This is a genomic window from Streptomyces sp. NPDC059917 (assembly GCF_042730635.1).
Classification (GTDB): Bacteria; Actinomycetota; Actinomycetes; order Streptomycetales; family Streptomycetaceae; genus Streptomyces.
Genome location: NZ_JBHWLC010000138.1, coordinates 1 through 11,548, shown reverse-complemented (window position 1 = coordinate 11,548; position 11,548 = coordinate 1). Strand labels below are relative to the sequence as shown.

General features: G+C 72.6%; 11 protein-coding genes. 5 read left to right on the top strand and 6 right to left on the bottom strand.

The genetic code is table 11. The features are described 5' to 3' along the window. Positions 1–56 precede the first annotated feature (56 nt). The 3 genes from ACFWAR_RS38140 to ACFWAR_RS38130 all read right to left on the bottom strand — a co-directional run bounded on the left by ACFWAR_RS38140 (position 57) and on the right by ACFWAR_RS38130 (position 5,099). A complete protein-coding gene (locus tag ACFWAR_RS38140) occupies positions 57–2,297 on the bottom strand; it encodes a SpoIIE family protein phosphatase (protein WP_385787944.1) in 2,241 nt (746 codons plus the stop codon). A 487-nt stretch (positions 2,298–2,784) separates the two neighbouring features. Continuing rightward, complete coding sequence (locus tag ACFWAR_RS38135; RefSeq protein ID WP_385787941.1) at positions 2,785–3,564, bottom strand: DUF402 domain-containing protein; 780 nt, start codon at positions 3,562–3,564, stop codon at positions 2,785–2,787. Positions 3,565–3,686: 122 nt separating this feature from the next. Further along, complete coding sequence (locus ACFWAR_RS38130; RefSeq protein WP_385787938.1) at positions 3,687–5,099, bottom strand: class II fumarate hydratase; 1,413 nt, start codon at positions 5,097–5,099, stop codon at positions 3,687–3,689. Between the two features lie 107 nt (positions 5,100–5,206). On the opposite strand from ACFWAR_RS38130, the gene ACFWAR_RS38125 reads away from it, so the two are divergent. Beyond that, positions 5,207–6,730: a ricin-type beta-trefoil lectin domain protein gene (locus ACFWAR_RS38125; RefSeq protein WP_385787935.1), complete on the top strand. Its 1,524-nt coding sequence runs from the start codon at positions 5,207–5,209 to the stop codon at positions 6,728–6,730. 56 nt (positions 6,731–6,786) lie between these two features. Here the strand turns inward: ACFWAR_RS38125 and ACFWAR_RS38120 are convergent, their stop codons facing one another. Then, the gene (locus ACFWAR_RS38120; protein ID WP_385787932.1) at positions 6,787–7,578 is read right to left on the bottom strand and encodes a glycerophosphodiester phosphodiesterase; all 792 of its coding nucleotides are present in this window, start codon (positions 7,576–7,578) and stop codon (positions 6,787–6,789) included. Positions 7,579–7,682: 104 nt separating this feature from the next. Here ACFWAR_RS38120 and ACFWAR_RS38115 point away from each other — a divergent pair, with 104 nt between their 5' ends. Then, the gene (locus tag ACFWAR_RS38115) at positions 7,683–8,039 is read left to right on the top strand and encodes a hypothetical protein (protein ID WP_385787929.1); all 357 of its coding nucleotides are present in this window, start codon (positions 7,683–7,685) and stop codon (positions 8,037–8,039) included. Next, the gene (locus ACFWAR_RS38110) at positions 8,036–8,287 is read left to right on the top strand and encodes a hypothetical protein (protein WP_385787926.1); all 252 of its coding nucleotides are present in this window, start codon (positions 8,036–8,038) and stop codon (positions 8,285–8,287) included. The genes ACFWAR_RS38115 and ACFWAR_RS38110 overlap by 4 nt, the downstream gene beginning before the upstream one ends. Before the next feature lie 42 nt (positions 8,288–8,329). Here the strand turns inward: ACFWAR_RS38110 and ACFWAR_RS38105 are convergent, their stop codons facing one another. Continuing rightward, positions 8,330–9,997 carry a fumarate hydratase gene (locus ACFWAR_RS38105; RefSeq protein WP_385787923.1) on the bottom strand — a complete coding sequence of 556 codons (1,668 nt, stop codon included), beginning with the start codon at positions 9,995–9,997 and terminating at the stop codon, positions 8,330–8,332. Positions 9,998–10,145: 148 nt separating this feature from the next. Between ACFWAR_RS38105 and ACFWAR_RS38100 the strand changes: the two genes are divergently transcribed. Both ACFWAR_RS38100 and ACFWAR_RS38095 read left to right on the top strand, forming a co-directional pair. Beyond that, on the top strand, positions 10,146–10,838 hold the full coding sequence (locus ACFWAR_RS38100; protein ID WP_385787920.1) for a DUF1707 domain-containing protein: 693 nt from the start codon (positions 10,146–10,148) through the stop codon (positions 10,836–10,838). A 163-nt stretch (positions 10,839–11,001) separates the two neighbouring features. Continuing rightward, on the top strand, positions 11,002–11,388 hold the full coding sequence (locus ACFWAR_RS38095) for a WhiB family transcriptional regulator (protein ID WP_354379663.1): 387 nt from the start codon (positions 11,002–11,004) through the stop codon (positions 11,386–11,388). Here the strand turns inward: ACFWAR_RS38095 and ACFWAR_RS38090 are convergent. Then, on the bottom strand, positions 11,288–11,548 hold a 261-nt coding region (locus ACFWAR_RS38090), incomplete at its 5' end, for a family 10 glycosylhydrolase (protein WP_385787917.1). The genes ACFWAR_RS38095 and ACFWAR_RS38090 overlap by 101 nt on opposite strands.

Below are 11,548 nucleotides of genomic sequence, written 5' to 3'. Positions count from 1 at the left end.
GAACGCTGCCGGGCGGCGGTCTTCGTTCGATCGGGGGCCGTGCGCGGCGGCCCCGGTCACGGCCGGTCGGGCGTCGCCCCCGGCAGCGCCAGTTCGAACCAGACGACCTTGCCGCTGCTCAGCCGGGTGGCGCCCCAGCGCCGCGCCATCCGGTTGACCAGGAACAGGCCGCGGCCGCCCTCGTCCGTGTCCCGGGCCCGGCGCTGGCGCGGCAGCTGCGGGGAGTCGTCGCCGACCTCGCAGCGCAGTACGTCCGTACGCAGCAGGCGCAGCGTCACGGGCCGCTCGGCGTAGCGGACGGCGTTGGTGACCACCTCGCTCACCAGCAGCTCCAGGGAGTCGCTCAGCTCCTCCAGGCCCCAACGGGCCAGGGCGCGGCGGGCGAAGCGCCGGGCGCGGCCCGGAGCGGTCTCCTCCGGGTCCAGGAACCAGTACGCGACGTCGCTCGGGGCGATCCCGTCGAAGCGGGCCGCGAGCAGCGCGATGTCGTCGTCCCGGTCGCCCGGCCCGAGCATGTCCAGGACGTCGTCGCACAGCGCTTCCAGCGGCGGCGGGTGGTCCAGGCCGGTGAGCTGCGCCGTCGTGGCGAGCCGCTCGCGCAGCTGCTCGATGCCGGTCCACACGTCGCGCAGCCGGGACTCGACCAGCCCGTCCGTGTACAGCAGCAGGGTGGCCCCGGCCGGTGCGTCCAGCTCGACGGCCTCGAAGTCGACGCCGCCCACGCCGATGGGGGCGCCGGGCGGCACCCGGAGCACCTCGGCGCGGCCGCCCAGGTGCAGCAGGACGGGCGGCGGGTGGCCGGCGTTGGCGATGGTGATCCGGTGCGAGACGGGGTCGTAGACCGCGTACAGGCAGGTCGCCATCCGGTCCGAACCGAGCCGCTGGGCCTGCTCGTCCAGGTGGTGCAGCACCTCGGCGGGCGGCAGGTCCAGCTGCGCGAGGGTCTGCGCGGTGGTCCGCAGCTGGCCCATGATCGCGGCGGAGGTCATCGAGTGCCCCATGACGTCGCCGACGACGAGCGCGACCCGGCTGCCGGGCAGCGGTATCGCGTCGTACCAGTCCCCGCCGACCCGGGCCGTCTCGGCGGCCGGGAGGTAGCGGCTGGCCAGCCGGACCCCGGTGGGCTGCGGCAGGCTGTCCGGGAGCATGGTGCGCTGGAGCTCGTCGGCGATGTAGGCCTCGCGGCCGTACAGCACGGCCTTGTCGATGCCGAGCGCCGTGTGGGTGGCCAGCTGCGCGGCGACGAGCAGGTCGTTCTGCTCGAAGGCGGGCCGGTCCGGGGTGCGCAGGAAGACCGCCGCCCCGATGACCCGGCGCCGGCCCCGCAGCGGGGCCAGGATCGCCCGCTGGCCGCGCGGTACGGGGTGGTCCGCGCCCAGCAGTTCGGGCAGCGCGGCGCGCGCCGCGGCGGACGAACCGAAGACGGGCCGCACCCCGCGCAGCACCTCGGCGAGGGCTCCGCCGGAGCGGATCTCGCACAGCTCGGCCGCGGGCAGGTCGCCCTGCGGGCCGACGAGCGCCAGCTGACTGAAGTCCAGCTCGCCCCCGGCTCCGGTGACCGCGGAGAGGTCGAGCCCGGCGCCGACGGTGTCGCCGCCGCCGCGCAGGGCGTCGGTGAGGTCGTCGATCGGCCGCAGCCGGTCGGTCCGGCGCAGCCTCAGGACGACCGGGCCGACCGGGCGCTCGTCGCCGACCGGGAGCGGATCGCGCAGGTACACCAGGATCGCGTCGGAGAAGGTGGGCACGGTGGCCCGGCACAGGCCGAGGACGATCTCGTCGAGGTCGATGCCGCGGGCGATCCGGCGGGTGGCGGCGCCGACGAAGCGGAGCCGGTCGCCCTCGCGGCGGGCGGCCCCCGGGTCCGGGACGCCCGGTATGCCGCCGGGTTCCCCCGTGGCGGCGCCCCAGCCGGAGCCGGAAGCGGAACCCCCGGCGGACGCGTCCGCCGGGCCGCCCGCGGCGGGCGCGGGCCAGCTGACCGCAGCGGTGTCCGGCGTGCCGGTGGGCCCGGTGGCGTCGGGGTGCTCCGGCCCCGCTCCGGCCGCCGCGGCGGCGTTGCGGGCGGCGGAGGCGTCCCGGGAGGGCGCGGTCCCACCGCGGCGGGCGGCCGGGATCGGGGAGGGCCGGTCGCTGTCGGAGCCGACACCGCCATCGGCGCCGGAACCCGAAGCGGAGTCGGAACCGGAACTTCCACCGGGGCCGGGGGACCCGGGCCGGGTGTCCTGGGCGGCCGGGGCCGGGGTCTTGCCGTGGCCCGGGTCATGGCCCTGATCGTGGCCGCTGCCGTGGCCGCGGATGTCGCCCCGGTCGTCGGGGCGGGGACCGGATCCGCCGCCCACGACGGAAGCGGTCGCACCGGTGGTCGCCGCACCGGAAGCCTCCGCACCGGAAGCTTCCGCACCCCGCCGTGCCGGGCGGGGCCCGGGCAGGTCGGAGCCGCCCGGCGCCGGTGTCGCGGCGGCCGCGGCAGGCTGCGGGCCCTCGTAAGAGGTGGGGTACTCCGTCACGCGTGGAATTCCGTCCGTTTGCGCTGGATGTGCGCTGCACTCAACTCGGTCAGTCGCGGTATACCCGCTCAGCGGCGGGGGCACCGTCGCCCGCGGTACCTCCCCCAGACTTCGTCGGGGGGACCCCCGCCTCTCGTTCCCTCTCGGTCTGCGTTGACCTCCGGTCAAGTCCCGCGCACAACACGTCAATTACGGGTGTACACCCTCGCATGAAGCCCTGTCTGCAAGCTTGCGGAGGCTGATCCTACGTTTGGCGCCCGGGGGCGCATCAAGGGTCTCATGAGGTCATATGCGCCGGGGTGCGGTCCCAGTCCTCGGGCAGTACCGGAACGTTCCAGCCCGGATCGGGCCGCCAGTTCTCCCAGCCGTCGGAGAACGGCGCCCCCCACTCCTCGATCAGTCGCACCGCCGCCCGCCCGGCTTCCCGCACCCGCTCGGCCGTCCCCTCGTCGATCAACCCGCAGCGCAGCGCCTGCGCGAACTCGTCCTCGTCCCGCCACGTCCAGGTGCGGTCGGGGTAGACGGAGATGTCGAGGAAGTGGTCCACGGAGTCGATGCCGCCGGACCATCGGGTCCTGGGCTCCTCAAGGTTCACGTACCAGCTCCGGAAACGCCAGCCGTGATCCCAGAACAACCAGACCGACCACGGCTCGCCGGGTCGGGCCAGCTTCAGCACGCCGGTGCCGAACCACCGCGAGCGGGCGGTGGTGCGCGGGGCGGTGTAGCGGGTGGCGAGCGGCTCGTCGTGCACCGAGGTGCCGTCGGCCAGCACCGGCTTGACGAGTTCGGTGTCCGGGGCCATCCACACGGCCAGCAGCTCGGGCGTGTCCTGGACGACCGTCACCGGACGGCAGATGTGGACCGGCCCCTCCGGGCCCGGGGCGTTGTCGCGGTAGCGCCACAGGACGTGCTGCCCGGGCGCCCAGCGCGGGCCCGCGGCGGCCTCGTACGCACCCTGGTGCGCGTCGCCGTACGGGCGGCCGCTCGCATCGCCGCGGGTGCCCCCTCGGGCGTCACCGCGCGCCCCGCCGCCCCCGCGGCCTCCGGTACCTGTCATGCGCAGATCTTAGGGCTGGGCCCCCCGCGCCCGCTGCGGTGCAGGTCACGGAGGGGTTCGGGGACGGCATTCGACCGAAATCCGGCCCTCGCCCGAGGAGGCCGTGGGTGGCGGTGAGCGGGTCAGGGGCGGGTCATCCGCAGCACGTCGAGGGCCTCGTCGAGCTGCTCCAGGGTGAGCGAGCCGCGCTCGATGTAGCCGGACTCCAGCACGACCTCACGGATCGTCCTGCGTTCCGCGAGCGCCTTCTTGGCGACCTTGGCCGCTTCCTCGTAGCCGATGTAGCGGTTCAGCGGGGTCACCACGGAGGGCGAGGACTCCGCGTACTCCCTGGCCCGGGCCGCGTTGGCGGTGATCCCGTCGATCGTGCGGTCGGCCAGCAGCCGGCTCGCGCTGCCCAGCAGCCGGATCGACTCCAGGAGGTTGCGGGCCATCACCGGGAGCATCACGTTCAGCTCGAAGTTGCCCGCGGCTCCGGCCACGGCGACCGTGGTGTCGTTTCCGGTCACCTGGGCGGCCACCATGAGGACGGCCTCGGCGACGACCGGATTGACCTTTCCGGGCATGATCGAAGAGCCCGGCTGGAGATCCGGGAGATTGATTTCGGCCAATCCGGTGCGCGGTCCCGAAGCCATCCAGCGCAGATCGTTGGCGATCTTCGTGAGCGAGACCGCGATCGTGCGGAGCATGCCCGAGGTCTCCACCAGCGCGTCCCGCGCGCCCTGGGCCTCGAAGTGGTTGCGGGCCTCGGTGAGCGGCAGCCCGGTGTCGGCGGCCACTTCGGCGATGACCGCGGCGGAGAATCCGGGCGGGGTGTTGATCCCGGTGCCGACCGCGGTGCCGCCCAGCGGCAGTTCGGCGAGCCGGGGGAGCGCCGCCCGGAGCCGCTCGACGCCGTAGCGCACCTGGGCCGCGTAGCCGCCGAACTCCTGTCCCAGCGTCACCGGGGTGGCGTCCATCAGATGGGTGCGTCCCGCCTTGACCACCCCGGCGAACTCGTCGGACTTGCGCTCCAGGGCGGCCGCGAGGTGCTCCAGGGCCGGAACCAGCTCGCCGGTGACGGCGGCGGTGGCGGCGATGTGGATCGAGGACGGGAAGACGTCGTTGGAGCTCTGCGAGGCGTTGACGTGGTCGTTGGGGTGCACCTCGCGCCCCAGCCGCTCGGTGGCCAGGGTCGCGATCACCTCGTTGGCGTTCATGTTGGACGAGGTGCCGGAGCCCGTCTGGAAGACGTCCACGGGGAAGTGCGCGTCCCAGCGCCCCTCGGCCACCTCGGCGGCGGCCGACCGGATGGCGTCGGCGACGTCCGCGTCCAGGACGCCCAACTCCGCGTTGACCTTGGCGGCCGCGGACTTGACCCGGGCGAGGGCGGCGATGTGCGCCCGCTCCAGGCGTTGCCCCGAGACGGGGAAGTTCTCCACGGCGCGCTGGGTCTGGGCCCGCCACTTGGCATCGACGGGCACCGCCACCTCGCCCATCGAATCGTGTTCCACGCGGAATCCCGCCGCGCCGCCGGCCTGCTGGTCTTCGGTCATGTTCGTGGCCTCCTCAAAAAGTTGAGCAATTGTCTTGTTCGAAGTGTTCCCAACTCCCCTACCGGCCAGTAAATACCGGGGGTAACACTGACACCGGGGAGACATCCATGGCCCGCACCACACCCAGGCTCAGATCTACCTTCGCCGCGGTCGCGGCGATCGCGGCCGCCCTCGGCGGCGTCACCGCCATCACCCCCATGGCCCAGGCGGCCACCACCGCCCCGGCCGCGGCGAGCGCCCTGTCGCCCGAACTGGAGGCGATCCGCGCCGCGGAGGCCACCAAGATCTACGGCGACCCCGCGATCCGTCCGCTGGCCGACCGCAAGACCGGGCTGATCTCGCTGGGCGACAGCGAGATCTCGGGCGAGGGCGTCGGCAACTACGACCCCGCGACCAACACCTCGTCCAACCAGTGCCACCGCTCGCCGGACTCGGCCATCCACCGCACCGGCATCCCCGCCGACCTCACCTTCAACGTGGCCTGTTCCGGCGGCTACACCGGCAACATCCGGATCGGCGGCAGCAAGCAGTACGCCGACGAGCTGGTCCAGAGCGACAGCCTCGCCATCAAGGCCCGCAACACCCGCATCAAGATGGTGCTGCTGGTCGCCGGGGCCAATGACGACCTCCAGTTCGGCCCCGTCATGACCGACTGCGTGACCCGCTGGGTGCTCAGCCAGGGCACCTGCGAGCCCAAGTACGGGCCGGGCTGGCAGGCCCGGGTGGACGGCCTGCGGCCCAAGGTCGAGTCGACGGTCGCCGACCTCAAGACCGTCATGCGGGACGCCGGTTACGCCGACACCGACTACAAGCTCGTCGTGATGGGCTACCCGAGCCCGATCGGCCCCGACTTCTACGACAACCCGAACTTCCCCGGCAAGCTCCCCGGAGGCTGCGCGGGCTACGACTCGGACGCCACGTGGGGCCGCGACTACGCGGTGCCCACCTTCGAGAAGGGCATGCGCGCCGCCGCCCTCGCCTCCGGCGCCTACTACCTCGACAACTCGCGGCTCTTCAACGGCCACGAGGTCTGCATGGAGGACACCTGGGCCCGCGGCCTCTACCTGGACCTGGGCGACCACTTCCCGTGGGACGAGAACACCGCCCGGCAGTCCTTCCACCCCAACTACCGCGGCCACGGCGCCTTCGCGTCCTGTCTGACCCAGCTCTACACCTCCGGCCTGCGCGAGGCCTCCTGCGCCGACCCGGCCAGCACCGGCACCCCCGTCCTGCAGGCCGGGGCCTGGGACGACCTGTACAAGCCCCTCAAGAACGAGGCCAACGGCACCTGCGTCGACGCCAACGGCGGCTCCAGCGCCAACGGCACCACGCTGCTCGGCTGGGACTGCCACGGCGGCCGCAACCAGGGCTGGTGGTACGACGCCCCCCGCAAGTCGCTCCACATCCAGCTGACCCAGGACCGCTGCCTGGACGCCCCCGGCGCCAACTACGGCGCGGGCACCGGCCTGATCATCTGGAACTGCCACGGCGGCGCGAACCAGCAGTTCGTCCGCGACGGCGCCACCATCCGCCCGCAGGCCGCCCCCGGCATGTGCCTCACCGTGGGCGCCGCCCACGAAGCCGTACGCCTGCAGACCTGCAACGGCGCGTCGAACCAGCGCTTCGCATAACCCCCACCCCGCACCCCCACCCGGCCGGCGCACCCCGGCCGGGTGTTCCCGTTCGCTCAGCAGGCGTCGAGCTGGTCCCGTACCTGGCGCGGGCGGTTGGTGATGATCGCGTCCACGCCGAGGCGCAGGCACAGGTCCACGTCCTCGGGCTCGTCGACCGTCCACACCCGTACGCCGAGCCCCGCCGCCCGGAGCCGGTCCACGAGCCGCGGGTCCCGGCGCACCAGCTCGATCCCGGGACCGGCGTGCCGCACGGTGTGCGGCAGCCGCAGCGGACCGCGGCGCTCCAGCAGCTGTACGGTCTCCAGCGCGGGCGCCAGTCGGTGCGTACGGGCCAGCGCCCCGCGCGAGAAGCTCATCACCTCGACCCGGTGGCCGCCCTCGCCGGGCCCGTCCGCGAGCCCGTACTCCCCGAGCACCCGCACCAGCTCGGCCTCCACCCGGCCGCCCGCCCGGGTCGGGTGCTTGGTCTCGACCGCCAGCCCCACGGGCCGCGGCGCGGCCAGCACCTCCTGGAGCAGGTCCTCGAAGTACAGGACCCGGGACCCGCCGTGCCGGGGCCCCTTCCAGCTGCCGAAGTCGAGCCCGGCCAGCTGCTCGTAGGTCATCGCGGACACCGCCCCGCGCCCGTCGGAGGTCCGGTCGACCCGGCGGTCGTGCACGCACACCAGCCGCCCGTCGGCGGTCAGCCGGACGTCGCACTCCAGCGCGTCCGCCCCGTCGAGGAGGGCCTGCCGGTAGGCGGCGAGCGTGTGCTCCGGGTACTGCTCGGAAGCCCCGCGATGGGCGATGACCCGCGTCGCGCGGGCGGCGGCTGCGGAAGCGGGGAGATGGGACGCCTGAGTCATACGGCAAACCCTGGCAAACCAGGGTGAACACGAAGTTCCCTCTCCATGTCCGCCCAGGGTCCACCTCGGGGATAGCCTGGCCGGGGCACCCCTTGGAGGACACCGTGACCACACAGCCGGACCACGGCGCGGCGCTGATCCCGCGCCCCGAACGCACCCCCGACGCCGTACGTGTCGCCCTCGCCCGCATCGCTCCGCACCGTCTGGCGGAGCTGGAGCAGCACAAGGAGAACGCGCTGGCGGCCGCCATTCGCAGCGGCAAGGTCGGCCACCTCACGCACTGGCTCGACTGGTGGATGCGCGAGGTCGAGATCGAACGGCGCCCGGACCTCTTCAGCCGTCGCAACGACGCCCTGGCCGCCGTTCACCGCACCGTCGGCAAGGACGACCCCGGATTCCGCCCGGCCATGGACGAACTCACCGCCGTCGAAGCCGAGGCCGCACAGGCGGTGAGCGAGTGACGTGGCGATGGGAATACGACCCCAGCGAGGAGCACGTCGTCGGGGGAGCCCCGCCGGCTTTCGTGGCGGCGGTGGAGAAGGCCGCGGACGAGCTGGTACGCGCTGCGGAAGCCCTGTACCTCGACGGCACCACGTACCGTGACGTGGGGCCCAGGGGAGCCGTCATGAACCTTGACGACGGCATGCTCGTCTACTTGGTCATCCCCAGGAGCGAGTGCGTCTACATCCGGCAGGTGACCTACCTGTGACCGGGGCGGGAGCGAGCTCCCGCCCCGGTCACAGGGCAGGCGTTACGCCAGGCCCGGGCCGCGGACCGGGATGTGGGTGAAGGTGGGTTCCGGGGCCGGGTTCTGGAAGAAGTCGTTGCCCTTGTCGTCGACCACGATGAAGGCCGGGAAGTCCTCGACCTCGATCTTCCAGACCGCCTCCATGCCGAGCTCCTCGTACTCCAGGACCTCGACCTTCTTGATGCAGTCCTGCGCGAGGCGGGCCGCCGGGCCGCCGATGGAGCCGAGGTAGAAGCCGCCGTGCGTCCCGCAGGCGTCCGTGACCTGCTGCGAGCGGTTGCCCTTGGCCAGCATGACCTTGGAGCCGCCCGCCGCCTGGAACTGCTCGACGTAGGAGTCCATCCGCCCGGCCGTGGTCGGGCCGAAGGAGCCGGACGCGTAGCCCTCGGGGGTCTTCGCCGGGCCCGCGTAGTAGACCGGGTGGTCCTTGAGGTACTGCGGCATCGGCGCGCCCGAGTCCAGCAGCTCCTTGATCTTGGCGTGCGCGATGTCGCGCGCCACGACCAGCGGGCCGGTCAGCGACAGGCGGGTCTTGACCGGGTGCTTGGTCAGGGTCGCCAGGATGTCGTCCATCGGCTGGTTGAGGTCGATGGAGACGACGTCGGCCGAGTCGTCCAGGTGCTCGTCGGTGGTCTCCGGCAGGAAGCGCGCCGGGTCCCGCTCCAGCTGCTCCAGGAAGACGCCCTCCGCGGTGATCTTCGCGGTGGCCTGGCGGTCCGCCGAGCAGGAGACCGCGATGGCGACCGGGAGGGACGCCCCGTGGCGGGGCAGGCGCACCACGCGGACGTCGTGGCAGAAGTACTTGCCGCCGAACTGCGCGCCGATGCCGATCTTCTGGGTCAGCTCGAAGACCTGCTGTTCCAGGGCCTCGTCGCGGAAGCCGTGGCCCAGCGCCGAACCCTCGGTCGGCAGCTCGTCCAGGTAGTGCGCCGAGGCGTACTTCGCGGTCTTGAGCGCGTGCTCCGCCGAGGTGCCGCCGACCACGATCGCCAGGTGGTAGGGCGGGCAGGCCGCCGTGCCGAGCGAACGGATCTTCTCCTCCAGGAACTTCATCATGGAGGCCTCGTTGAGGACCGCCTTGGTCTCCTGGTAGAGGAAGGACTTGTTCGCCGAGCCGCCGCCCTTGGCCATGAAGAGGAACTTGTAGGCGCCGCCGTCGGTCGCGTACAGCTCGATCTGCGCGGGCAGGTTCGAGCCGGTGTTCTTCTCCTCCCACATGGTGATCGGGGCCATCTGCGAGTAGCGCAGGTTCAGCCGGGTGTAGGCGTCGTAGATGCCGCGGGACAGGGCCGCTTCGTCGGCGCCCTCCGTCAGCACGTTCTGGCCGCGCTTGCCCATCACGATCGCGGTGCCGGTGTCCTGGCACATCGGCAGCACGCCCGCCGCCGCGATGTTCGCGTTCTTGAGCAGGTCCAGCGCCACGAACTTGTCGTTCGCGCTGGCCTCGGGGTCGTCGATGATGCGGCGCAGCTGCGCGAGGTGCGCGGGGCGCAGGAAGTGCTGGATGTCGTGGATGGCCTCTTCGGCGAGCGCGCGCAGCGCCTCGGGCTCGACCTTGAGGAACGTACGGCCGTCGGCCTCGAAGGTGGAGACGCCCTCCGCGGTCACCAACCGGTAGGGGGTGGTGTCCTCGCCCAGGGGCAGCAGGTCGGTGTACGCGAACTCCGGCATCGTGTGGCCAATCCTCACTCGGCAGACAGCGCTGGCGCCCAATTGGCAGCGCAGTCCTCCAGCGTAGGACCTCTTTCCCCGGCTCCGTCTGTGAGGTAAGGCTCACCCAGCAGTATCGCGATCTATCGTGTCTCGCTATGCTGGGGGCGTGGACCTCGAAAAGCACCCTGCCGCGCCCGCGCCCGCAGCCGAATCCGCGCCCGTCGCGCTGCGCGCCTCCGACGCCGACCGTGACCGCATCGCGCAGATCATCGGCGACGCCCTGGCCGAGGGCCGGTTGACCGCGGAGGAGCACTCGGAGCGCCTCGACGCCCTCTACGCCGTCAAGACCGTCGCCGAGCTGGAGGTGCTGGTCCGGGACCTCCCGGCCGCCCAGGGGGCCTCCTACGCCGCCGCCGCGCCCGCTTCCGGTCCCGCCTGGCCGGTTTCCGGACCGCCCGGTGGCGGTTACGTCGAGAACGTGGTGGCGGTGTTCAGCAGCGCCACCCGCAAGGGCCGCTGGCGCCCGGCGTCGCACACCCGGGCCGTCTCGGTCCTCGGGGACATCACCATCGACCTCACCGAGGCCGTCTTCGAACAGCAGGTCACCGAGATCAACGTGACCTGCGTCCTCGGCAACGTCGAGGTCAAGGTCCCGGAGAACGTCACCCTGCGGGGTTACGGCAGCGGGGTCCTCGGCAACTTCGAGGTGCACGGCGAGGGGGAGTCCGTCGCCGACCCGCAGGCGCCCGTCGTGATCGTCCGCGGCTTCACCGTGCTCGGCAACATCGAGGCCCGTCGCAAACTGGGCTCCCGCCTCGTCGACCTCGCGGAGCGGTTCCGCAAACGACTGGAGGGCTGAGCCGCTCCTTTCGGATCACGGCCGAATGGTTCCGTTTGGCTTCCGGATGCAGCGGATTCCGGTCTAACTTCCCCCGGGTGGCACAGAGTGCATAGGGGGGCGTACAGCGGGTAGGGACAGGTGCATCGTCTCTCGCTCGCGAATACGTCGTCAGGAGTAGACCGTGCAGCATCCGCCGCATCAGTCCCTGCAGGTAGCCACCGTGCAGAGCGTTCGGGGTATCCCGGGCCCACGGACGCCCGCGAGGGAAGAGGACGGCCCATGGCACGCGGAGGCGGTGTGCCGCCGGGATGAGGCGGGCCTCTTCTTCGCCCCCTCCAAGGAACCCACCGCGGCCCGGCTGGCCCGGGAGGAGGCGGCCAAGCGCGTCTGCGCCCGCTGCCCGGTGATGGTCGCCTGCCGGGAGCACGCCCTGCTCCAGCCCGAGCCCTACGGCGTGTGGGGCGGGCTCACCGCCGCCGAGCGTCGCGTGGTGCTGGCTCGGCGTCGGCGCCGGGCCGCGGAGCTGCGTCAGGGGCCGGGGTCCGAGCCGATCGCCGCCGCGGGCTGAGCCGGTCGCCGGCCTTGTACAGCGCCTCCCCCACGTACAGCTGCGTCGGGCTGTCGCGCGCGACCTTCGCCCACCAGGCCACCAGCTTCGCGTAGTCGGCGGCGGCGAAGCCGATGTTCCAGTACAGCTGCGGGACGATGTAGTCGATCCAGCCCTCGCG

What these genes read in the sequence shown, in the direction of transcription:
- ACFWAR_RS38105 (WP_385787923.1), bottom strand. Translation starts at nt 9,997, where the DNA reads ATGCCGGAGTTCGCGTACACCGACCTGCTGCCCCTGGGCGAGGACACC.
- ACFWAR_RS38135 (WP_385787941.1), bottom strand. Translation starts at nt 3,564, where the DNA reads ATGACAGGTACCGGAGGCCGCGGGGGCGGCGGGGCGCGCGGTGACGCC.
- ACFWAR_RS38125 (WP_385787935.1), top strand. Translation starts at nt 5,207, where the DNA reads ATGGCCCGCACCACACCCAGGCTCAGATCTACCTTCGCCGCGGTCGCG.
- ACFWAR_RS38130 (WP_385787938.1), bottom strand. Translation starts at nt 5,099, where the DNA reads ATGACCGAAGACCAGCAGGCCGGCGGCGCGGCGGGATTCCGCGTGGAA.
- ACFWAR_RS38120 (WP_385787932.1), bottom strand. Translation starts at nt 7,578, where the DNA reads ATGACTCAGGCGTCCCATCTCCCCGCTTCCGCAGCCGCCGCCCGCGCG.